We start from the raw sequence: 23,864 nt of genomic DNA, 5'->3' as shown, positions 1-23,864 counted from the left end.
CTCCTATAAGTCAGGAATCTGTATGTCGATCCCGTCCACCAGCGTCCTGCATATCCGCTGCATCAGTCTGCACAGCGCAAGCTCAGCGTCGAGATAGGCATTTACTTTCAGGTTCTGTCTCAGACTTGCAGACTCCTGATTGAGCTGTTCCTCAATATGGAACAGCTCATCCTTGTCTGAATGATTCTGCAGTCTGAAATTATCTCCACGGAATCTCATCACTCTGGCTTTCAGCTCAGGATCCGCTTCAAGCTGGGCTGCCTGTTTCTGATATTCCTGATATTCATCGCTTCTGTGCACAGCATCGAGAAGCTTCTCGATCTCCATGCTGATCTCATCCATGAACCTACGCCTCCATAATGATAGGCAGGATCATAGGATTTCTCTTGGTCCGTTTCCACAGATACTCTCCAAGGGCATCCTTGACCTCGGTTTTGATCTTGCCCCAGTCAGTGATATTGTTCTCCAGGCAGGAATCCAGTGCAGTTTCCACAACCTGTCTGGCATGCTCCATAAGATCCTCAGATTCTCTTACATACACAAAACCTCTGGAAACGATATCCGGACCTGCGAGAACTACATTACTGTGGCGCTCCAGTGTCATAACTACGATCATGATTCCATCTTCTGAAAGGTGCTGACGGTCACGAAGTACGATATTTCCCACATCGCCAACTCCAAGTCCGTCTACGAAGATCGCACCTGTATGAACACTTCCTGTCACCTTGGCATCCTGTCCGTCCAACTCCAGAACATTTCCGGAAGAAAGGATAAAAATATTCTCCTTCGGGATTCCCAGATCTTCCACTATGTGTTTCTGTGCAGTCAGATGACGGTACTCACCATGGATCGGAATGGCATATTTCGGTTTTACGAGGGAGTAGATCAGCTTGATTTCCTCCTGGCAGGCATGTCCGGAAACATGAACATCCTGGAAAATAACCTTGGCTCCCTTCATAGACAGTTCGTTGATAACCTTGGAAACTGCCTTTTCATTTCCGGGGATCGGATTGGAGCTGAAAATGATGGTATCGTTAGGCTTGATCGTGATCTTCTTATGGATATTGGCTGCCATACGGGAAAGTGCCGCCATGGACTCACCCTGACTTCCGGTTGTGATCAGAACCACCTTGTCGTCCGGATAATTCTTTACCTGATCGATCTCGATCAGTGTGTTCTCCGGGATCTGCAGATAGCCAAGTTCTGACGCTACGGAAATAACATTGACCATACTGCGGCCTTCCACAGCAACCTTTCTTCCGAACCGGTATGCAGTGTTAATGATCTGCTGCACACGATCCACGTTGGATGCAAAGGTTGCAATGATGATCCTGGATGTACGGTACTCATTAAAAAGATTATCAAATACATGTCCCACTGTACGCTCGGACATTGTAAATCCCGGTCTCTCTGCATTGGTACTCTCACACATCAGTGCAAGCACACCCTTCTTGCCGATCTCTGCAAAACGCTGCAGATCGATGGCATCTCCAAATACCGGTGTATAATCAACTTTAAAGTCTCCTGTGTGTATCACGATTCCTACCGGTGAATAAATAGCAAGTGCGGATGCATCCTGGATACTGTGATTCGTTTTGATAAATTCCACAGCGAAATCCCCAAGATTGATCACCTGCCCGTGTTTTACTTCTTTCAGTTTGGTAGAACGCACAAGGTTATGCTCTTTCAGTTTGTTGCGGATCAGTCCCAGTGTCAGCTTGGTAGCATAGATCGGAACATTGATCTCTTTCAACACATACGGAAGAGCTCCGATATGATCTTCATGTCCATGAGTGATCACAAATCCCTTCACCTTGGAAATATTTTCCTTAAGGTATGTTACATCCGGAATGACCAGATCGATTCCCAACATATCGTCCTCAGGGAAAGAAAGACCACAGTCTACAACTACAATACTGTCGCCATACTCAAAAGCGGTAATGTTCATTCCGATCTGCTCCAGACCGCCAAGTGGTATGATCTTAAGTTTGGATGTTGCTCTGCGGCCGTTTTTCCGACCGGATGGCCTGCCGCTGGTCTTTGCCGGTTTCTGTGTGTTTCTGCTGTTTTTTACAGCGCCACCGGCTGCTGTTTTCTTTGCTGTTGGCCGGAAAGGCTTATCCTGACGGTTTTTGCCGCCACCACGATACTGTCTTGTTCTTGATCCGGCATTCTTTTGTCTTGATGCGGTTCTTCTGGCACCGCCTGCGGAAACTTGTACTCTGCTCTCCGCATTTTTGTTGTCATCGTTGTTCTCGCTTTTCAAAAATCGCTCCTCCATTCAAAATTCACGTCATCCAGCATCTGCTGAAAAACTGCATATACAGCCTGAAGTTCGTCATCATCCTCGACCATTTCATAACAGGCTTCTGTACTTCCCGGAGCTGAAATATCCTTCAGAATATATGCGTCTGCTTCCTCATCCTGTGAATCGGACACCAAAAGATAAGTCACACCCGCAATATTGGTCTGCTCCTCTACGTAAAACTCAGCAGCTGTGCCGTCGTCTGACTGAAATATTATTTTTTCCATATTTAATTCTTCCTTATCCGTTCTTGTCAAGCGGATATTCACAATCCGCATTTGCTACCTGATCCGCTCAAAACATCTATTTGCGTTTCCGATCATTCTTCCACGCCTTCCTGCTGCTCTCTTCTGTATGCGGCAGCATCCAGATATCCCTGCAGGATAAAGACTGCAGCTACCTGATCCAGATACTGTTTACGGTCTTCCTTATGCACACCGGTCTCCTCCAGAGTGCGGTCTGCCGCCATGGTAGTCAGTCTCTCATCCCACATAACAACAGGCAGGCCCGTACGTCTCTCCAGCATTTCCTTAAACTCCAGAGATTTCTCGGCCCGCTCTCCTACTGTATTGTTCATGTTTTTCGGGTATCCCAGAACGATCTCCGTAATCTGATACTCCGAAATGATCTCTTCAATACGTGCCAGAGTACGACGAAGCTTGTTTTCCTGCTTGCGCCATACGGTTTCCACACCTTGGGCTGTCAGACCAAGAGGATCGCTCACTGCAACCCCCACGGTCTTCGAGCCATAGTCCAGTCCCAGTACTCTCATATTACCGTTCCCAAGACTTGTTCTTGATATACTCGGTGAGAAGCTCTTCTACCAGTTCATCACGTTCCACCTTCATGATCATGCTTCTCGCACCCTTGTGGCTTGTGATGTAGGTCGGGTCTCCGGACATAATATATCCTACGATCTGATTCACCGGATTGTAGCCCTTCTCATCCATTGCATTGTACACCAGATCCAGGACTTCTTTTACCTGAAGCTCCTGATCCGGTTTTGTTCTGAAATACTGTGTATTTCCCAGATTATTCTCTGCCATTGTCTCTCACGTCCTTAAAATATATTCTTTTTTATTTTAATATAAATTTACATAAATTACAATCTTAAATTTAACAAGGATTGAGGATACAAACTGTCAACATTGCTGTTCACTCCGTTCTCAGTAACACGCTTCGCAAAATATTACCAGTGAACAAACAACCTTTCAACATACGATCCCGTTCTTCACTCCACGGCTTCACCGGTCATGATATGCTCTTCAAGAAAGCCTTCTGCCTTTACGCTTACGATATCATTTACGCCATAAGCTTCCGATTTCGGTACAGCAGTTTTTATATACTCCCGGCTGTGTCCCAGATACCAGGTCCGTCCATCCTTTGTATACTCTTCCTCGATCAGTACCTCCAGTTTTTTGCCAAGCATGGATTTCTCATAATCCCCTGCATGACGATGATGCAGCTCGATCATCTTCTCACTGCGGAAGGATTTCTCCGCCTCTGTCAGCTGTCCGTCCATGGCAGCCGCCTTTGTTCCCTGTCTTCTGGAATATTTGAAAATATGAGTCTCATAAAAACGGATGCTGTCCACAAAATCATAGGACTTCCGGAATTCTTCCTCCGATTCCTGCGGAAAGCCTACGATCACATCCGTTGTCAGTGCCGGATTTCCATACACTTCTCTTAAAAGCTCACAGCGTTCTCTGTATTCCCCGCTTCTGTATCTGCGGTTCATCCTCTCCAGAGTCTCATCACAGCCACTCTGCAGGGAAAGATGGAAATGCGGGCATACCTTTGGCATCGCAGCGATTCCTTCCGCAAATTCTCTTGTAACGATTCCAGGTTCCAGCGATCCCAGCCGGATACGCTGGATTCCTTCGATCTCATGCACAGCACGGATCAGAGAAAGCAGTGTCTCTTTTTTCTCATCCGGGAAATCCACTCCGTAGGAGCTTAAATGGATTCCTGTAAGGACCACTTCCTTATAACCTTTTTCCGCAAGTGCACGGACCTCCTTCAGCACACTTTCAATATTCCGGCTTCTGACACGGCCTCTTGCATAGGGAATGATACAATACGTACAGAACTGATTGCATCCGTCCTGAACCTTGATATATGCCCTTACATGTTCTGCTGTATGATCAATAGAAAGATCCTCATACTCTTTTGTCTGATTGATCTTGATCACATGGGAACCATGGCCCGGTTTGTTTTCCGCATATTCGGCCAGCGCCTCCACAATATTGATCTTCTGGTTATTTCCCAGAACAAGATCAATGGCTTCGTCTTTTTCCAGTTTCTCGCCACCGGTCTGTACATAACAGCCCGTTGCCACCACGATCGCTTCCGGATTCATTTTTTTGGCTTTGTGGAGCATCTGTCTTGATTTTCTGTCTGCAATATTGGTTACTGTGCAGGTATTGATCACATAAATATCCGCTCCCGGCTCAAAAGGCACGATCTCATATCCCGCCTCCTCCAGAAGCTGCTGCATGGCCTCGATCTCATAGGCATTTACTTTGCAGCCAAGGTTGTGTAATGCAACTTTATTTCCCATTTTTCCTCACTTTTTTTACACTTTAACTAATTATTGAAACAATTTTTATCTCTTTTCACCTTGACTTTTTGGGTACTGACAGGTAAGATGAAAGCTGTAAAACAACAAAAATCTATCAAGGGAGGTTATTATAATGAAAACAGCTAAAATCTCACTGAATTCCATCGATAAGGTGAAAGCATTCGTAAACGAGATCAGCAAATTCGACTGCGATTTTGATTTAGTATCCGGAAGATATGTGATCGATGCAAAATCCATCATGGGTATCTTCAGCCTGGATCTTTCCAAGCCGATCGACCTCAACATCCATGCAGACGGCGCTGCTCTGGATAACGTAATGCAGATTATTTCCAAATATACAATCGACTGATCTATACTGTATATTTGAGAGGAACTGTATCGGATACAGTTCCTCTTTTTCATGCTTTCAGAATTCTTCTGTTCTCAATGAACTCCCTTTTCCTGATATATCGGTAGCTCCAGGGAACCTCTACAGTGAGGTTCCCTGTTTGTTTTTTCTTATCTAAAAACGGATTACTGAATTTCAATGATCTCTGTGGTATTCAGAGCAGTTTCCATAAGCTCATCGATCTTCTCAGAAAGCTTCTGCTCAGAACGGCGGATCACCTTAAGATTCGGCTTTGTTACAGGATGTTTCGCTACAAAGATGGTACAGCAATCCTCAAACGGCTGAATAGAAGTCTCAAAGGTATCGATCTTTCTGGAAATACGGACGATTTCCTCTTTATCAAAGCCGATCACCGGACGGTATACCGGAAGTGTGCAGACCTCATTTGTGGAAGCAAGGCTCTGTAAGGTCTGGCTTGCAACCTGTCCGATGCTCTCACCTGTGATAAGTCCGAGACAACGGTCTTTTTTAGCGAAATGCTCGGCAATACGCATCATATATCTTCTCATGATAATAGTAAGCTCATCATGAGGACACTGATCATAAATATAAAGCTGTATATCTGTAAAGTTAACTACATGGAGACGGATCGGTCCACTGTATTTGGCTACCAGGCGGGCAAGGTCCACTACCTTCTGTTTTGCGCGCTCACTGGTGTAGGGCGGTGCATGGAAATATACCGCATCGATCTTGACGCCACGTTTTGCGATCATATAGCCGGCAACCGGACTGTCGATTCCACCAGAAAGAAGAAGCATGGCTTTTCCGTTTGTTCCGATAGGCATTCCGCCTGCGCCCGGAATGGTCTGGGAATATACGTAAATCTTGTCACGGATCTCAACAGAAAGATCCAGCTCCGGATGATGAACATCCACACTTGCCTCCGGGAACGCATCCAGGATACGTCCGCCAAGCTCAGCGCTGACTTCCATAGAGCTGATCGGGTAGGATTTCTTTGCGCGGCGTGTCCAAACCTTGAAGCTTCCGTTAAAGTCCGGATGCCACTGCTTCATATAACCCACAACATCTTCGGCAAGCTTCTCGAAGCCCTGTTCTTCATAGATCATAACCGGGCAGATGCCAACAATACCAAATACATGCTGCAGCGCATCTACAGCCTCATCGTAATCATAGTTCTCCGGGCAGAATACATAAACTCTTCCCTGCTCTTTTTTTACTTCAAAATCTCCCTCGATCTTGGAGAGTGCGATCTCCATCTGATGTACGAGAGCATCTTCAAAACGATAGCGGTTTTTTCCCTTAAGGGCAATTTCCGCATATTTGATCAGAAATGCATGTACTAACATAAAAATCCCTTTCTTCTGTATTCTCTATCGACGTGCATACCTGCGCAGCATCGGAATTGTTTTTCCCAGTGCTTCCAGGCAGTAATCTACCTCTTCAAAGGTATTTTCCTCACAGAAGCTGATGCGGACGGTACTTTCCACATCGGCTCTGCTCAAGCCCATAGCTGTCAGTGTTGCACTTGGTTTTCTCTTATGACTGGAGCATGCACTTCCTGCGGAAATATATACTCCGAATTCTTCCAGTGTATGGAGAAGAACCTCACTTCGTACTCCATGGAAGGTTACACTCATGATGTGTGGTGCTCCCTCCATTAACGGCATTCCGTTAACAGTAATATCGCCAAGCTTTGAAAGTCCCTCTGCCATCCGTTCTTTCAGAGCATAGAGCTGCTGTATCTTTTTATCAAAATCTGTGTATACCATATCTGCGGCAACGCCAAGTCCTGCGATTCCCGGCACATTGTCCGTTCCGGAGCGCATGCCGTTCTGCTGTCCGCCGCCAAGGATCTGCGGCTGTACTCTTACTTTTTCGTTAATATAGAGAAAGCCTACGCCCTTTGGTCCATGGATCTTGTGGCTGCTCACGGAAAGAAGATCGATCCCCAGCTTTTTCGGATAGATACGATACTTTCCGAATGCCTGGATGGCATCTACATGAAAAAGTGCTTTCGGACTTTTTTCATGGACAAGCTTTCCGATCTCTTCTACCGGCATCACAGCTCCTACCTCATTGTTCACGTACATTACAGACACCAGAATGGTATCCGGACGAAGAGCCGCTTCCAGTGCATCAAGCTTTACAACGCCGTGATGATCAACAGGAAGAATGGTCACCTCATACCCCTGTTCCTTCAGATAAGCAAAAGGCTGGGCCACTGCTGCATGCTCTACTGCAGTTGTGATGATATGATTTCCCATACGCTTATTGGCTTCCACACCACCGATGATGGCAAGGTTATCCGACTCTGTTCCACCCGAGGTAAAAAGAATCTCTTTTTCATTCACTTTCAGTAATTTTGCAAGGGTCTGGGCACTTCTGCGAACATAATTCTCCGCTTCCACTCCTTTTTTATGCATGGCAGAAGGATTTCCGAAATCTTCTGTCATGGTTTTGCAGACAATATCCTTTACTTCGTCGAAGCATCTCGTTGTCGCGGAATTGTCAAAATATGCTTCCATAATCTATTCATCCTCCAGTTGAAACATCAGAACAGAAAGTACTGCGAGTCCCGCGGTTTCTGTCCGTAAGATCCGGTGTCCCAGGGTGATGGGTTTCGCACCGGCTTCCATGGCATCTGCCACTTCCTGCTCTTCGAATCCACCCTCAGGGCCAATAAAGACACCTATGCTTTTTCCCGGTTCGATCGACCGGATCAGCTCCTTTGTCTCTTTCATTCCCTTTGCAAGCTCATAAGGGATCAGCAGAATGTCCAGTTCCTCTGCATAGGCAAGAGCTTCTTTAAAGCTCATCACGGAATGTACCTCCGGCACCAGCATACGTTTGGATTGTTTTGCCGCACTTTCTGCGATCTGCTGCCAGCGGAATACTTTTTTTTCTGCTTTTTTGTTATCCAGTTTTACCACGCAGCGCCTTGTTGAAACAGGAACTATGGAATATGCTCCAAGCTCTACTGCCTTCTGGATGATCAGCTCCATCTTATCAGCTTTCGGTAGACTCTGAAAGAGATAAATACGGTTCTTCAGCTCATAATCCGGCTCCTGTGCATAGAGGATATGAAGCAGGACTTCATCCTCACCCGTGTTTTCGATCACACAGTGATATTCTTTTTCCTTATCGCTGATCCAGAGCTCCTCGTCTTTTTTCATGCGGAGTACATTCACGATATGATTGACATCATTTCCTGTGATACGGATCTCATGTCTGTCCCTGTCGATCTGATGAGGTTCCACAAAAAATCGCTGCATGAGATCAGTCCTTTCTTGCTGTCACAGATACCCACTCGCCCTGATGAGTCACCTCAACAAGAGTCAGTCCGGCGTCTTTTACAGCCTTCACTACGACATCCTCCTTTACATCCAGGATGCCTGATGTAATGTAGTAAGCGCCTTTTTTCATCTGTGCAACGATCACCGGAGTCAGCGGTACCAGAACATCTGCCAGGATATTTGCAGTTACGATATCATATTTCTCATATCCGACCTGATCCTGAACTTCTTTGTCATCAATGATGTTTCCGATCATCATGTCAAAGGACTTCTCCTCGATCTGGTTGGCTTCCCTGTTCTCAGACACTGCCGGAACTGCACAGGGATCAAGGTCTGTACCAACCACATGGCCTGCACCAAGCTTCAGTGCAACGATTCCCAGGATTCCACTTCCGGTTCCCACATCAAGGATCTCCATTCCCGGCTTCACAAATTTCTTCAGCTGACGGATCACCAGCTGGGTAGTCTCATGCATTCCTGTACCAAAGGCAGTTCCCGGATCAATGTGAAGGATCATCTTGTCTTCATCTTCTGCCTTCACTTCTTCCCAAGACGGTACGATCAGAATGTCGTCTACATAGAACTGATGGAAGTACTGTTTCCAGTTATTGATCCAGTCTTTGTCCTCTGTCTGGGATTCTGTGATGGTTGCCTCTCCGATATCCACAAAGCTTCTCAGATCCTCAAGTGCAGCTTTCACATCTTTCAGGATCGCCTCGGTATCCGCATCCTCTTCCAGATAGAAGTTCAGATATGCGATCCCGTCATCTGCAGGTCCTTCCGGCATGATATCCACAAACATCTGTGCCTTGTCCTCATCAGTCAGCGGCTGCTTGTCCTGGATCTCCACACCTTCAATTCCCACCTCGGCAAGTGTACAGATCACAATATCCTCTGCCTCTGTTTTTGTCTTAAGTGTAAAACGGTTCCATTTCATATTTCTATATCTCCTTATGCTGTATACACATTTACGGATTTTCGTTCCTGTCTGTCGCCTGTTTTCTATTGTCCCGAAAACGGGCACTTCTTTTAATATACACGAATACAGAAAAAAAAGAAAGAGGCATTTTGTGCCTCTTTCCTGTTTTCACTTTATTTATTCCTCGAACATTTCCTTAACTTTCTCACGGAAACCTTTTTTCTTCTTTTCAGTTTTTTCGGAAGTCTCGGATGTGCTGTCCTCTGACGGACGGTTTCCACATGCCGCATCAAAAGCTTCCAGAGCTTTCTTTGCTTCCTCATTGAGATTTGTCGGAGTCTGGACTACCAGGGTTACATAGTGATCACCACGAACATTCTTGTTACGTAATGACGGAACACCTTTGCCCTTCAGACGAATTCTTGTATCAGTCTGTGTTCCCGGCTTCACCTCATAGGCAACCTCACCGTCTACCGTATTGATACGCATCTCCCCGCCAAGTGCAGCCTGTGCAAATGTGATCGGAGCTGTTGAAAAGATATTCATATCCTGTCTCTGGAAGATCGGATGACGGGCTACATTTACCTCCACCAGCAGATCACCTCTCGGTCCGCCGTTGGTTCCCGGTTCGCCTTTTTCGCGGATACGGATACACTGACCATTATCAATACCGGCCGGTACAGACACCTGGATCTTCTTTCTGGAAGAGGTATATCCTGTTCCACGGCAGGCACTGCATTTGTCCTTGATCACCTTACCGGTTCCATTACAGTCCGGACAGGTCTGAACATTACGCACCATGCCAAACATGGACTGCTGGGTGTAAACGATCTGACCCTGGCCTTTACATTTCGGACATGTGACCGGTGATGTTCCAGGTTTCGCACCGGTTCCGTGACATGTAGTACATTCATCCTTCAGAACGATCTCCAGTTCTTTCTCGCATCCGAAAACCGCTTCCTCAAAAGTAATGTTCACACGTGCACGAAGGTTGGCGCCCTTCATCGGTCCGTTGTTGGCCCGTCTGGTTCTGCCTCCGCCGCCGAAAAGGTCTCCGAAGATATCTCCGAAGATGTCTCCCATATCTGCACCGTTGAAGTCAAATCCGCCAAAGCCGCCAGCTCCGCCTCCACCGCCGTTTTCGAATGCCGCATGACCAAACTGATCATACTGTCTTCTCTTGTCGGCATCACTTAAAACGGAGTAAGCCTCTGTCGCTTCTTTGAATTTCGCCTCAGCCTCTTTATCACCCGGATTTACATCCGGGTGATATTTCTTGGCCAGCTTACGATATGCTTTTTTTAATGTTGCGTCATCGGCGTTTTTATCCACACCTAAGACTTCATAATAATCTCTTTTATCAGCCATTGTAATTGTTTCCTACTTGTCTTAGACTTCCTTGTAATCAGCATCTACAACATCATCGCCGTATCCTGCTTCATTTCCGCCCTGGGCACCAGCGTTTCCGCCCATGTTGCCCATATCCGGTCCAGGACCAGCCTGACCCTGAGCTCCCTGAGTCTGCTCATACATCTTGGAAAACAGCTTCTGAGCGCTCTCCATCATCTTCTCCTGTGCAGCCTTGATGTCTGCAACCTGAGAATCGGTAAGCTCCTGAGCATTTGCTGTCTGTGCAAGAAGATCCTTCAGTGCATTGAGGTCTGCCTCAACACTTGCTTTATCGTTTGCATCAAGCTTGTCGCCTGCTTCCTTCAGTGCATTCTCAACCTGGAATACCATGGAGTCTGCATTGTTCCTTGTGTCGATCGCCTCTTTACGTTTCTTATCCTGAGCCTCGAATTCAGCTGCTTCTTTGACAGCTTTGTCGATATCGGAATCGGACATGTTAGAACCAGCTGTGATTGTGATGTGCTGCTCCTTACCTGTTCCAAGATCCTTAGCGGATACGTTAACGATACCGTTAGCATCAATGTCAAATGTTACCTCGATCTGCGGAACACCACGACGTGCTGGCGGGATTCCATCCAGACGGAACTGGCCGAGGGATTTGTTGTCTTTTGCGAACTGACGCTCACCCTGTACAACGTTGATATCTACAGCTGTCTGGTTATCTGCTGCTGTGGAGAAGATCTGGCTCTTCTTTGTAGGAATTGTAGTATTTCTCTCGATCAGACGAGTTGCGATACCACCCATTGTCTCGATGGACAGAGACAGCGGAGTAACATCCAGAAGAAGGATATCACCGGCACCTGCATCACCTGCAAGTTTACCACCCTGTACGGAAGCACCAAGTGCAACACACTCATCCGGGTTCAGGTTTTTGCTCGGCTCTTTGCCTGTCAGCTGTCTTACCTTATCCTGTACTGCAGGGATACGGGAAGAACCACCAACCAGAAGTACCTGGCCAAGCTCGGAAGCTGTGATACCTGCATCAGACAGTGCACGGCGAACCGGCTCAGCTGTCAGCTCTACAAGATCATGTGTCAGCTCATCGAATTTAGCTCTTGTAAGATTCATATCGAAATGCTTCGGTCCTTCAGCTGTAGCTGTGATGAACGGAAGGTTGATGTTTGTTGTTGTTGCAGAAGAAAGCTCTTTCTTAGCCTTCTCAGCTGCCTCTTTCAGTCTCTGAAGAGCCATCTTGTCATTGCTTAAGTCTACGCCCTCTGTTCTCTTGAACTCGGAAAGCATGTAATCTGTGACCTTCTTATCAAAGTCATCTCCACCAAGACGGTTGTTACCAGCTGTAGAAAGAACCTCGATAACACCATCACCGATCTCGATCACAGATACATCGAATGTACCGCCGCCAAGGTCGTATACCATGATCTTCTGCTCTTTCTCATTGTCAAGACCATATGCAAGAGCTGCTGCTGTAGGCTCGTTGATGATACGTTTTACATCAAGACCTGCGATCTTACCTGCATCTTTGGTAGCCTGACGCTGAGCATCGTTGAAGTAAGCCGGAACTGTGATAACTGCCTCTGTTACTTTCTCACCAAGATAAGCCTCTGCATCCTTTTTCAGTTTCTGAAGGATCATTGCGGAGATCTCCTGTGGAGAGTATTTCTTCTCATCGATGGTTACACGGTAATCGGTACCCATTTCTCTTTTGATTGAGGAGATTGTTCTGTCTGCGTTTGTAACTGCCTGACGTTTTGCAGGCTCACCTACCAGACGCTCTCCTGTTTTTGTGAATGCTACAACGGATGGTGTTGTTCTTGCGCCTTCTGTATTTGCGATAACTGTTGGCTGTCCACCTTCCATTACGGCTACACAGCTGTTTGTTGTACCTAAGTCAATACCAATAATCTTTCCCATGATTTTTTCCTCCTGTTTTAGTCTGTATCTGTTAAAATAAAGTTTGTTGTCAGTTAGTTCGCAACCTTTACCATACTGTGGCGTACTACGAAATCCTTGTACGTGTAACCCTTCTGGAATTCTTCCACCACGATGTTCTCTCCAACCTCTTCATCCTCCACATGCATCACTGCATTGTGGAAATCCGGGTTGAATTCCTTTCCCACTGCTTCGATCGGCTTCACACCAAGCTCATCCAGTGTTGTGGTAAGCTGCTTGTAGATCATTTTCATTCCATCTGCAAAAGCATCGCCTTCCTGTGCCTGTGCAAGACCTCTTTCGAAGTTATCCACAACCGGCAGGATCTTTTCAACGATCTCTTTTGCTCCGATGATGTACATGCTGGATTTTTCTTTTTCCGTTCTTTTACGGAAATTATCAAATTCAGCCATGGTACGCTTCAGGCGATCGGTAAGTTCCTCCACCTTCTGCTCAGATTTATCTTTTTTCTTCTTTCCGAAGAAGGAAGTTTTTGATTTTTCTTCTTTTTTATCCTCTGAGGCAGCTTCTTCGCCTGGAGTATTGTTTTCTTCCTCCGGCAGATCTTCTCCCTCCGGTGTCAGGCTTTTTTCTTCCTGATCTCCATCAGTTACGGGGATTTCCTTCTCCGTTTCCTGCTCTTCGGATGTTTTCTTTGTTTCCTCCGACACTTTTTTTCTACCGCCTTTCTAAGTTTTCTTCTTTTTCAAAACGTCATCCAGATGATTCTTAAGCTCTTTCAGACTGTCCACTACATTCTCATAATCCATTCGTTTGGGACCGATGATCCCGATGGTTCCGTACATTCCGTCTCCCAGTTCATATCTGGCAGTTACAATGCTGCAGTCCTTCATGGTCTGGATCGGCATCTCATCACCGATATAAACCTGGATTCCTGTATTCTCTCCATCTGACATCTGTTCTTTTACAAGATCGGCAAGTTCATGCTTTTCCTCAAATGCGGAGATCAGCTCCGTTGCCTTTTCTTTATCGGCAAGCTCCGGATACTTGAAGATGTTGGTTGCACCTGAAGTATAGATCTCCATATCTTCCTCTTCCACATGAATGGTGGCTGCCACTGCATCCAGAACTGTTGCCACCACACCACTGTGGCTGCCTGCCTGTTCCTTCAGTCTGGCGATCATCCCAAGGTTGATATCCTGGATCGGGATCCCATTGAGATTGGTGTTAAGAAGAAGATTCAGTTTCAGGATCGTCTGGTCGTCCATTTCCTCGTCCAGATTGATGATCTGGTTCCGGACTGTGTTGTTGTCACTGACAACCACTGCCACAAGCTGAAGCTCGCTCATTCTCGACAGCTGGATGAACTTGATCTTGTTGCCGCTGTACTGCGGAACGGAAACCATGGTAGCATAATTGGTATTGGAAGCAAGAACCTTCGCAACCTTCTTAAGCACCTTATCCATCTTATCTGTCTTCTCAATGATCAGATCTCGCAGCTCTGCAACCTCTGCTTCCTTCTCCTTCATCAGCTCATTGACGTAAAGTCTGTAGCCCTTATCTGAAGGAATCCTTCCTGCTGAGGTATGAGGCTGGACGATATAGCCCATATCTGTCAGGTCTGACATTTCATTTCGGATCGTTGCGGAACTTACATTGAGATCCGCATACTTGGAAATGGTCCTGGAGCCAACCGGTTCTCCGGTCTCCATATAGGTCTTGATGATTGCTTTTAAGATTTTTTGCTTGCGCTCATTCAACACCTCTTCCATGAAGCCATCTCCTTTCCTTTTATTCTTTCCTGACGGATGTTGATTCTTTTTTATATCTGTTAGCACTCATTTTAGTGGAGTGCTAACATCTACAGTCTTTAAGATATCACCATGTAAAATATTTGTCAATATGTTTTGAAAAAAAGTTCTTATTTTTTCAAAACAAAAAAAGCATCAGTACGATGCTTTTTTGTAATACTTGTCTATGCAGTTCTGTGCCCCGGCAAAAAATTCCGCTTCTGTTTTCTGTCCCAGCACGTATTTCTGAAATTCCGTACCCATAGCCGAAACAGCTTCTATGGAATCGGTGCACAGTGGTCTTGCCTTCAGCTTATAATCTTTCAGATATTGCCGGATCATTTCAATGCCATCCAGATCAAAATTCTTATCCTCGATCACATCCAGTCTTGCCGGACACATTTTTGTCAGCTGTCCGTAATTTTTACTGGCCTCATATCCTGATACATACTGAAGGAACTTCAGAGCTGCTTCTTTATGATCAGAATTTTTATTCAGTACATACTGCCAGGTTGCGATATTGGTCACCTTCTCATCAAATTCCGGAAATGGTGCCATATGGATCTTATCTTTTCCATACACGCCTGCATTCTGAAAGGTACTCAACGCACCGGTATACATGAACATACATCCATACTGGCCGTTTATAAATTTTTCATTCAGCTGTTCATGCTGGTCGATCAGATTCTCCTCTGATATCATCCCTGTATCCAGCATTCGCTTCATATATTCTGCCGCTTCTCTGGTTTTCGGATCAGTCCAGTCTGTATAATCTCCTCCGAAAAAATTGACATACTCGCTGATACTGTTATATATGTAAGAAATCTCCCATGCATCTCCGTATGCATATTTTCCCATATTCTGAAGCTTTTTCTGAAGAATCTCAAGATCACTGAGATCGGAGATTCTGTCCAGACCTGCCTGATCCAGCAATTCCTGGTTCACCCAGAACGCCATGATATCCATCCTGAACGGTACCGAAAAAATATGTCCGTCTGACATGCATATTTCTTTCAGGTATTCCTGCGGAAAATTCGCCGCTGTCTCCTCCGTCATAACGGTATCTTCCAGCGGAAGAAGAAATCCCTTATGCTTAAATTCGGATATCATCTCATCATTTACTGTGATCAGATCAACAGAATCATCTCCTGATGTCAGAAGAGTTGCTATTTTGGCCTGGCGATTGTCCGCATTAGACGGACATTTTTCGATATGGATCTCTATTCCAAGATCCTTTTCCGCCTGACTGATAAAAGAATCAAAGCCCTCTGTGTCTGCATCCACATGAAGGATCGTCAGTTCCTGTCTGTTCTCCGGCACAATATCAGATGCAGTCTCCTTCTTCTGGGCTCCACATCCTGTCACTGCCAGAGCCAGGGCAAATACCCCGCAAAATACCTGTTTTTTCAATCTCTACCACCCTTTTTATCTGGGCCATCTATCCTCTTTTGACATCAACGGCTGGAACGGTGCATGAGGAAGTGTCTGATACCAGTACGCTACACTTGCCACATCATCCTGTCGTTCAAACAGACCACGGTATCCGACGCCTATCTGCTGAATGGTAACGCGAAGATCCTCTTCAAAGCAGATCGGATCCTGTAAATGCCATCTGTAAAAGCCTCGCATTGGCGGGCAGTCATCATTATGATAAAAATTGTGGATCAGTTCGTCATGGGCAGAATAATACGGATATCCAAGATATGGTGTGTTATAATTCTGTTCCACGGTTTTTCCATCCACCTGTTTGGCAAAGCTCCAGGAACCTCCAAAGTAATCTTCCGTTCCTGTTCCGCAGATGGTCGGATACTCCTCATCTCCGTCAATATAAAATTTCATTTCTCCCTCGCCCCACCAGTAACGTTCCAGTGTGGTAAGTGCCATGTAGGTTCCTATATAATGGCCTTTTCCTTTTACTCCATCCAAAATTGTATAATCTTTTGTTTTTTCTGTCAACCGTTCCCGTCTCCACTGCGCATGGAAATAAGCAATATCGTCCGGAAGCTCATCATAGAGACAGTAATCTACCTGATAAAAGAAAGCCGGTATTTTATTTGCATGCTGGTTTTCCAGTGTGATCTTTGCTTTCTTCTTAAACGGCATCGGGAAATAGCAGTTAAAGCCCCTGTTTGGAACAACAGCCACCGGAACAGAATTTACAAAACATTCTCTTCCGAATCCGCAGCAGAAGAAATCACCCAGAGGACTTTCCACGGAAGGAGTTTCCTCGTCATCCCAGTACATACGGATCACAAGATCCCTCAGTACAAAGCAATCTGCCTCTGTAGTCTTGTTGTCGACGGTGATCCAAATATGATTGATCTGTCCCGGTCCTTCCATTTCTGCCAGAGTTACCACAGCTCCCGGCTCAATATCCTTAAGACACGGGCTTCCTTTTCTGGACGGTCCGAGATGACTTGCAGCCATACCGCCTCTGCCTTTTTCTCCATGAGGATTTTCTGCATTAATCGCACGGCTTTTTCCATGCTTTGCAAGTGCGATTCCTCCCAGTCCGCCTGTAAATGCCTGATACATATCTGTTTTCTCCTCTCTTTTGGAAATTAAAAATATTTACGCTTTTACTCCACCTGCCATGATACCATCCATGATCTGTTTCTCAAAAACAGCTACAAAGATAATGATCGGAAGAAGGATGATCCATCCCATGGCGCTGACAAGATCCCACGGAACTCCATACATGTTGTCACGTAACGGAAGCTGTACGATGGAAACAGAAAGTACCTGAATACCATTTGAATAAAACAACGGTGTGAAAAAGTTATTCAGACAGGTAATAAAGTTGATGATGCAAACCGTAGCGATCGCCGGCTTCATCAGCGGCAGAACGATCGTAAACAGTCTCTGTGAAAAAGATGCGCCGTCAATAGCAGCTGCCTCCTCCAGTGAGATCGGGATCTCACCGACAAAGTTTCTGAGGATCAGAACCGTAAACGGTATAACGGTACTGATATAAAGAAGGATAAGTCCCGGATATGTATCATACAGCTTTACCTTCTGCATAAACTCATACAGCGGGCGGGCTGTAACAACCTCAGGGATCAGCATGGTAGCCAGAACAAATGCAAATGCAACAGAAACTCCCTTTGAGTTAAATCTTGAAAAGCCATAAGCTGCCATTGCACACAGCACGGTGCTGATCACAAGAGTAAGACCGACGATCAGTACGGTGTTTCCAATCTTTGAAAGCAGTCCGACATTCTGTAGCAGAAATGTGTAGCTTTCCAGTGTGGGATGATCCGGAAGATAATCAATCGGTGTTTTAAACAGTTCTCCTGCCGGTGTGATCGAAGAAATAAAGATCCAGTAGACCGGGAACAGGATCAGAAAAGCCACAATGGCAAACAGAACCCATCTTCCAACAGCTATCACTCCATGATAAACATTATATTTTCCTGTATTCTTCACGATAATTCCCCCCTAACTGTCAAACTTATTCATAACACGTATATTCAGCCAGCTGAAGATCGCCATTACAACAAACAGCAGCATAGCCAGCGCCGAAGCATATCCTACGTTTAGATTTGTAAATGCTTCTGTTGTGATTCTGTATGCGATCAGCGCAGTATCCTCGCCAGGACCTCCGGATGTCATGGAATAAACCAGATCGAAGGTTGTCAGTCTCCAGAGTGTGAACGGAATACATAAAGTCAGGACATTTTTTGCGATCAGCGGAAGTGTGATCCGGAAAAAGCTCTGAATCCCGTTTGCACCGTCTACCTTTGCTGCCTCATAGATATCGCCGGAAATAAACTGAAGTCCGGAAAGTACAAGAATTGCAAAGAACGGAAGATCCTTCCACAGGTCCATTGCAATTACCGCTGCTCTTGCAGTACCTGTATTGATCAGCCAGCTGTTCTGGTATCCCGGTACAAACCAGCGGATAAAATCATTGATCAGACCATAATCATTGTTAAATGCCCATTTTGCAGCCATACCGGCTACTACTGCTGGCATAGCCCATGGGATCAGCACAATAGTCCTCAGAAAACGGCGGCCTTTGAATTTCATATTCAGGATCAGTGCCAGAATAACTCCGAGGATCACATGCAGGATCATGGAAACAACCACAAATATTGCCGTAAAGCTGATCGATGTAAGCACTTTAGGATCAGAAAATACCTTCAGGTAATTCTTGAAGCCTATAAATTCATTGATACCTGCAAGGATACTGATATTAAAGAAGCTGTTTTTCACAGTCATCAGAATGGGATATACTGTTGTAAAGCCTCTGATCAGTACAACCGGCAGGATCAAAAGCCATGGTATCCACTTCATAGTTTTTTTACTTATTGTCATGGAACTTTCCTCCCTGTTCATCAAGCAATGTAAAGCAGACTTTTACCTCTGCTTTACATTGCTGTTTTTTTATATCTTTTACTTATACATATCTACCACATCCTGAGCCTTCTTGCAGAACTCATCAACTGTAATCTCGTCTTTCATACAGGACTGGAAGATCGTTCCCATATCGCTGATAAATTCCATTGTCTGTGCCACCAGTGGACGTCCCTGTACATTGCATTCATTTGCATATCTGCTGTACATTTCTTTTGCCGGGTCAGAATCCGGAACTACCTTCTCTGCAACATCCTTTCTTGCAGGATATCTGTCAAATGCTTTATAGGAAGCTTCCATTCCGCCTTCATCAGCCATATACTGAAGGAATTTCACAGCTGCATCTTTATTCTTGGATGCTTTGTTAAGAACATAGTTCCAAGAATCTGTAAAGATCGCACGCTCTCCCTTACCGCTGAAATCCGGTACCATTTCCATGTGGATCTTATCTGCGCCAAGCATATCTGCCTTTGCATAATCTGTTCCAAGGCCCCACATAAACCAGCATCCGTATTTTCCGTCATTGATCTTCGGATTCATCTGATCATATTTATCAGCAATCTGCTCAATGGAGGTTTCTTTATCAGCAACCAGATCATGGAGGAACTGAACCGCTTCCTTGTTTTCCTCTTTGGTCCAGTCAAAATAATCGCCGCCGAACATGTTTACAAACTGTGCAAGCTCGTTAAATGCATAAGTTTTCTCCCAGGAACCGCCGTAACCGAATCTTCCATCCTTGGAAACAGCCTTCATATACTTCATGAAGTCCTCTTTTGTATCAATGGACTTGATTCCGACCTCATCCATGATCTCCTGATTTACCCAGAATGCAAGATATCCTGCATAGCCTGGAACACCGATAATGTTTCCGTCCTTATCTGTGATCATATCCTCTACATATCCCTGAGCAAACTGATCAATGATATCATCTGTCATTACTGTATCATTCAGTCCTTCCAGCCATCCGGAATTTTTAAATGCCGCGCTCATCTCATCGTTGATCTCAATGACATCCACGGAAGTATCTCCTGTGGAAAGCATTGTGGTGATCTTCTGCTGACGGGTATCTGTATCTGTAGGTGCCGCAATTACATTAATGTTCAGGCCCGTGGCATCTTCCACATTTGCAAGCCAGTCCTCAAAATCCGGGTCTGTGGTGTTGACGCTGTATAAGGTAAGATCATATTTTTCCTTTGCGGAAACAGTAACCACGTTACCTGCCATACCCACAACCATCGCTGCTGCCAAAACTGCACTCATTACTTTTTTCTTCATATCTTTCTTCCTTTCTGGACATTTTCGTGTTTGTCCACACCTGTTTTTGATGGTTTAAGGATACCAGAGAGCCCCCTCATTCTAAATACAATATTTTATGATTTATTTATATTATTTTTCGTTCTCTTGTATTTTTGTTGTTTATTTTTTATAATCCTTTTATATAATCTATATTTGTAACGGCTTTTTCACAGCTGAATTCGGTTTCATTAATTTGTTTTTGACATAAAGGAGAATATGTACTATGAAATTCCACAAATGTATCCCACCCAGTTTTTCCTCATTTCGCTATAAGCTCCTGCTCGCATTTCTGATCGCAACTATGGTACCTCTGATTTCCCTGACCTTCATCAGCTATCACATTTCCTATAACATTGCCAGAGATCGTATCATCGATTCCGCCGTAATGACTGACAGACAGCTGGTTTCTCAGCTGAACGACCGTCTCGGCCAGGTTGAAAATGTAGCAGATACCATACAGTTTCAAATGTACTCCCTAAATCATTCTTCCTCCAATAAGGTAGATGCACTGAAAAAATTCACCACTGTAAAAAACAATATTTCGCTGTATAAATCCACATTCGATTTCTTCCATATATATGTTTTTCTGCGGCCGGATCAGCTTGGTTCAAAAGAAGGCCTGTACTTCTTTTCCACAGACGAGCTTTCTGCATATGGTCTGGATAAAAATACTGTTTCCGGTTCAGGCTTCTCCTCTGTCTGGATACCGGTTTCCAATATGCCGCTGCCTAAAATATTGTCCACAAAAAAATCATCCGCCGATGTGATCCTCTGCGTCCGGGCACTGAAAAATCAGGCCACCAGTATTCTGGAATACGCCTACGGCATTGCACTGGATACCTCAGAGCTTGCCACTTATCTGCAGCCTGCTGCTCTGGATTCCCGCATATACAGCTACATTCTCACAGATCACGGAGAGATTGCAGCGAAAAATACATCCTCACTGAATTTATCCGAAATTTCCAAAGCACAGTTTCAGAAACTCAAAGAAAATGCAGATTCTTCTTTTCACAGCGGCGACAAATATTATAACTGCTGTACCTTAAGCAATGGCTGGCTCCATGTTACCGAAATCCCTGAAAGCTACATTCAGGGCAACACACACATCCTGATCCGTGCCTTACTGATCACTGTCCTTATTTTTCTGCCCCTTACTGTTATCATCGTGATCCTGTTTTCCGAAAATCTTACCCGGAAGATCACTGCACTTTCCTATGCAATGGAAACCTTTCAGCTGGGACATGATCCGGAACATCTGTCTATCGTTACTGTTCCCCACCCGGATGACCCTTCCAGGTATGATGAGATCGACAGACTGGGCATCACCTTTGAAGATATGCAGCACACAATAGCCGGAAACCTGAAGTCCATTGTAAATCTTTCCGTAAACGAAGAACGTCTGAAATACCAGCTGCTCCAGTCACAGATCAATCCGCATTTTCTTTACAATATCCTGGGATCGATCCGTACCTGCCAGTCCCTTGGAAAGCTTGACATTGCTGATCAGATGATTGCAAATCTGACTGCCTTTTACCGTCTTACCCTGCGTAAATCAAAGGAACTTATTCCTATTAAAGATGAATTGGAAATTGCCCGGCTTTATCTGGAAATGGAAAAGCTCTGTCATAAAGATAATCTGGACTGGGAGATCGAAGCAGAAGATGGAATCGAAAATTTCCTGATCTGCAAGTTTACACTTCAGCCATTTCTCGAAAATTCCATTCTGCACGGGATTTCTTCGGGCACACCAGCTGTTTTCATTTCGATCCATGTTCTTTATGGCGATGATACGGTTGTGATCTCCATTGAGGACAACGGTGCCGGCATGGACTCCGAAACCCTTGCACAGCTGCGCCATGCTATTGAGCATAATGTTATTGATTATGAGAAGCATTTTGGAATTTCCAACGTAAGTTCCCGTATTTCCAACCCATTATACGGAAACGGTTCCGTAAGGATCCGCAGCAACCCCGGAAACGGCACATACGTCACCATTGAATTCGAACAGATGGAGGAAGATATCGATGAAAAAAATAATGATCGTAGATGATAATTACTTATCTGCAGAAGGTATCGAAAAAAACATAGACTGGGAAACACTGAATGCAGAGATCATCCATGTCTGCTACAATGGAACCTCTGCTATCGAAGCCATGAAAAAAGAACCGGCAGATCTGATCATTTCTGACATTGAAATGCCTGATCTTGACGGCATTTCCATGAGCCGTCAAGCTCTTGAGATCAATCCTATGGTGAAGATCATCCTGATCAGTGCCTATGATAAATTTGAATATGCAAGACGCGCTCTGCTCCTCGGTGCTCTGGATTATATCGAAAAGCCTCTGGATTATGCCTATCTTATCCAGAAGGTAAAAAACGCTTTTGCACTGATGGAAAAGGAACAGAAAAATCTCCAGCTTCTGAAACAAAGCAGGCCTCTTCTTACGGAAAAATTTTTCCGCGAGATCACACACCTTCCGTCTTCTGAAGCAGCCTACCGACTGAAGCCTTATCTTAAGTATCTGAACCTGGAGCTGAATTATGATTTTTATACAGTTGTTATTCTGGAGCTTGAAAATGCTCCGGATCTAAAAGCTGTTTACGGGATTGAAAAGTTTCAGATGGAGCTTTTCAACCTTCAGGATCTGATAACTGAGGAAACCGCTTCTCTTGATTTTGTGTATCTTCTCCCGGATATGGATGGCTATCTGTGCATTCTGGGACACAGCGGCTGTCAGTCCAACAGCTTCCGCCAGCTTACCAGCGGACTTATTTCCTCAATCGCAGATGCCTGCCAGCCACTGGGACTTTCTCTCAACGCAGGTATTGGAACAATTGTCCAGGATTTTTGGAACCTGAACCATTCTTATAAAAGCGCCGTACATGCACTGGAATACAGATTCTTTTTCCCGCATCAGAATATCTTTGACGGAAGAGAGGCTCTGGGTTCCGATCTGTCTGTTGCAGATTTTTCAGATACAAAGGAGGATGAACTGATCCGGCTTCTCTGCAAAAAGGATACCGCTGCCATAGATCTCTGGTTTCAGAATTTTTCCGACTGGCTCACTCAGAAATTTCGCACAAAGAATTTCGCTTTCATACAGATTTATTCTCTTCTTGGCCGGATCCTGAAATTTTTCTATGAATTAAATCTGGATACGCATGACCTTGAAGCTAAAATTTTGTATGTTTACAACCACATAAATGAGTTTCATAATACGGAAGAGCTATGTCAATGGCTGAAGGATCTGTGCCATCTTTTATGTCGGAAGCTTGATTCCTCCATGAATGATTATCACCAGAAGCTCTGCGAACTGGTGATTTCCTATATCAACGAACACTACACTGACAATACGCTCTGCCTCAATGATATTGCTGCCTCTGCCAATGTAAGCCCTGCTTATTTAAGTGCTCTTTTCAAAAAAAATCAGGGAATCAGTCTCAGTGACTTTATCACATCTCAGCGAATTTCCGCAGCCGCCCGTTACCTGACTACGACTACTATGAGTCTGAAGGAGATCAGCCTGAAATGTGGTTATGCCAATCAATATTATTTCAGCACCAGCTTCAAAAAGAAAATGGGGATCACACCTTCCGCCTATCGGGAACAGCATACATAACTTCTTCTCTTCTTTATAACAAAGTTACTGGCACAAATGCCAGTGCCCTTCTCCGGAATTTTACTTATAATCAATCAATAAAGAGAACCATCAT

The 23,864-nt window shown here is 45.0% G+C and carries 22 protein-coding genes; 3 read left to right on the top strand and 19 right to left on the bottom strand.

The genetic code is table 11. The features are described 5' to 3' along the window. Positions 1 to 3: 3 nt before the first annotated feature. The 6 genes from LKD46_RS01580 to mtaB all read right to left on the bottom strand — a co-directional run bounded on the left by LKD46_RS01580 (position 4) and on the right by mtaB (position 4,865). Positions 4 to 342 carry a YlbF/YmcA family competence regulator gene (locus LKD46_RS01580; RefSeq protein WP_173753882.1) on the bottom strand — a complete coding sequence of 113 codons (339 nt, stop codon included), beginning with the start codon at positions 340 to 342 and terminating at the stop codon, positions 4 to 6. Positions 343 to 346: 4 nt separating this feature from the next. After that, positions 347 to 1,981, bottom strand: coding sequence for a ribonuclease J (locus LKD46_RS01575; RefSeq protein WP_118513134.1), 1,635 nt, complete (start codon positions 1,979 to 1,981; stop codon positions 347 to 349). 281 nt (positions 1,982 to 2,262) lie between these two features. Then, positions 2,263 to 2,532, bottom strand: coding sequence for a DUF1292 domain-containing protein (locus LKD46_RS01570; protein ID WP_059086846.1), 270 nt, complete (start codon positions 2,530 to 2,532; stop codon positions 2,263 to 2,265). Positions 2,533 to 2,624: 92 nt separating this feature from the next. Then, positions 2,625 to 3,077, bottom strand: a complete 453-nt coding sequence (gene ruvX, locus LKD46_RS01565; protein WP_227573692.1) for a Holliday junction resolvase RuvX — start codon at positions 3,075 to 3,077, stop codon at positions 2,625 to 2,627. Between the two features lies 1 nt (position 3,078). Beyond that, positions 3,079 to 3,351, bottom strand: coding sequence for an IreB family regulatory phosphoprotein (locus LKD46_RS01560; RefSeq protein WP_015527087.1), 273 nt, complete (start codon positions 3,349 to 3,351; stop codon positions 3,079 to 3,081). 185 nt (positions 3,352 to 3,536) lie between these two features. After that, positions 3,537 to 4,865, bottom strand: coding sequence for a tRNA (N(6)-L-threonylcarbamoyladenosine(37)-C(2))-methylthiotransferase MtaB (mtaB, locus tag LKD46_RS01555; protein WP_227573691.1), 1,329 nt, complete (start codon positions 4,863 to 4,865; stop codon positions 3,537 to 3,539). A gap of 133 nt (positions 4,866 to 4,998) precedes the next feature. Between mtaB and LKD46_RS01550 the strand changes: the two genes are divergently transcribed. Beyond that, positions 4,999 to 5,235, top strand: a complete 237-nt coding sequence (locus LKD46_RS01550; protein ID WP_015527084.1) for an HPr family phosphocarrier protein — start codon at positions 4,999 to 5,001, stop codon at positions 5,233 to 5,235. A gap of 164 nt (positions 5,236 to 5,399) precedes the next feature. Here the strand turns inward: LKD46_RS01550 and thiI are convergent, their stop codons facing one another. The 13 genes from thiI to LKD46_RS01485 all read right to left on the bottom strand — a co-directional run bounded on the left by thiI (position 5,400) and on the right by LKD46_RS01485 (position 20,129). Beyond that, positions 5,400 to 6,581, bottom strand: a complete 1,182-nt coding sequence (gene thiI, locus LKD46_RS01545) for a tRNA uracil 4-sulfurtransferase ThiI (protein WP_015527083.1) — start codon at positions 6,579 to 6,581, stop codon at positions 5,400 to 5,402. A 24-nt stretch (positions 6,582 to 6,605) separates the two neighbouring features. Next, positions 6,606 to 7,760 (bottom strand): cysteine desulfurase family protein, encoded by a 1,155-nt coding sequence (locus tag LKD46_RS01540; protein ID WP_118624101.1) that lies wholly within the window; start codon positions 7,758 to 7,760, stop codon positions 6,606 to 6,608. 3 nt (positions 7,761 to 7,763) lie between these two features. Further along, complete coding sequence (locus LKD46_RS01535; RefSeq protein ID WP_227573690.1) at positions 7,764 to 8,507, bottom strand: 16S rRNA (uracil(1498)-N(3))-methyltransferase; 744 nt, start codon at positions 8,505 to 8,507, stop codon at positions 7,764 to 7,766. A gap of 4 nt (positions 8,508 to 8,511) precedes the next feature. After that, positions 8,512 to 9,465, bottom strand: a complete 954-nt coding sequence (gene prmA / locus LKD46_RS01530; protein ID WP_227573689.1) for a 50S ribosomal protein L11 methyltransferase — start codon at positions 9,463 to 9,465, stop codon at positions 8,512 to 8,514. A 159-nt stretch (positions 9,466 to 9,624) separates the two neighbouring features. Then, the gene (gene dnaJ, locus LKD46_RS01525) at positions 9,625 to 10,815 is read right to left on the bottom strand and encodes a molecular chaperone DnaJ (protein ID WP_118513083.1); all 1,191 of its coding nucleotides are present in this window, start codon (positions 10,813 to 10,815) and stop codon (positions 9,625 to 9,627) included. 21 nt (positions 10,816 to 10,836) lie between these two features. Beyond that, positions 10,837 to 12,729: a molecular chaperone DnaK gene (gene dnaK, locus LKD46_RS01520; RefSeq protein ID WP_227573688.1), complete on the bottom strand. Its 1,893-nt coding sequence runs from the start codon at positions 12,727 to 12,729 to the stop codon at positions 10,837 to 10,839. Between the two features lie 53 nt (positions 12,730 to 12,782). Continuing rightward, positions 12,783 to 13,418: a nucleotide exchange factor GrpE gene (grpE, locus tag LKD46_RS01515; RefSeq protein ID WP_227573687.1), complete on the bottom strand. Its 636-nt coding sequence runs from the start codon at positions 13,416 to 13,418 to the stop codon at positions 12,783 to 12,785. 18 nt (positions 13,419 to 13,436) lie between these two features. Continuing rightward, positions 13,437 to 14,480, bottom strand: a complete 1,044-nt coding sequence (hrcA, locus tag LKD46_RS01510) for a heat-inducible transcriptional repressor HrcA (RefSeq protein WP_015527075.1) — start codon at positions 14,478 to 14,480, stop codon at positions 13,437 to 13,439. A gap of 174 nt (positions 14,481 to 14,654) precedes the next feature. Further along, on the bottom strand, positions 14,655 to 15,908 hold the full coding sequence (locus LKD46_RS01505) for an ABC transporter substrate-binding protein (protein WP_227573686.1): 1,254 nt from the start codon (positions 15,906 to 15,908) through the stop codon (positions 14,655 to 14,657). A gap of 15 nt (positions 15,909 to 15,923) precedes the next feature. Then, on the bottom strand, positions 15,924 to 17,033 hold the full coding sequence (locus tag LKD46_RS01500; protein WP_021976674.1) for a glycoside hydrolase family 172 protein: 1,110 nt from the start codon (positions 17,031 to 17,033) through the stop codon (positions 15,924 to 15,926). Positions 17,034 to 17,069: 36 nt separating this feature from the next. Then, positions 17,070 to 17,924 carry a carbohydrate ABC transporter permease gene (locus tag LKD46_RS01495; RefSeq protein WP_118062779.1) on the bottom strand — a complete coding sequence of 285 codons (855 nt, stop codon included), beginning with the start codon at positions 17,922 to 17,924 and terminating at the stop codon, positions 17,070 to 17,072. A gap of 12 nt (positions 17,925 to 17,936) precedes the next feature. Further along, positions 17,937 to 18,815, bottom strand: coding sequence for a carbohydrate ABC transporter permease (locus tag LKD46_RS01490; protein ID WP_118062778.1), 879 nt, complete (start codon positions 18,813 to 18,815; stop codon positions 17,937 to 17,939). Positions 18,816 to 18,893: 78 nt separating this feature from the next. Then, positions 18,894 to 20,129: an ABC transporter substrate-binding protein gene (locus LKD46_RS01485; RefSeq protein ID WP_118062777.1), complete on the bottom strand. Its 1,236-nt coding sequence runs from the start codon at positions 20,127 to 20,129 to the stop codon at positions 18,894 to 18,896. 244 nt (positions 20,130 to 20,373) lie between these two features. On the opposite strand from LKD46_RS01485, the gene LKD46_RS01480 reads away from it, so the two are divergent. After that, on the top strand, positions 20,374 to 22,200 hold the full coding sequence (locus LKD46_RS01480; RefSeq protein WP_227573685.1) for a sensor histidine kinase: 1,827 nt from the start codon (positions 20,374 to 20,376) through the stop codon (positions 22,198 to 22,200). Beyond that, a complete protein-coding gene (locus LKD46_RS01475) occupies positions 22,175 to 23,770 on the top strand; it encodes a response regulator (RefSeq protein ID WP_021652321.1) in 1,596 nt (531 codons plus the stop codon). The genes LKD46_RS01480 and LKD46_RS01475 overlap by 26 nt, the downstream gene beginning before the upstream one ends. Positions 23,771 to 23,864 lie beyond the last annotated feature (94 nt).

Origin of the sequence: Blautia fusiformis, from assembly GCF_020686995.1 — a bacterium.
In the GTDB taxonomy this organism is placed as follows: Bacteria; Bacillota; Clostridia; order Lachnospirales; family Lachnospiraceae; genus Blautia_A; species Blautia_A fusiformis.
Note: the sequence above shows the minus strand (reverse complement) of the source record. Positions and strands in the feature narration are given on the sequence as shown.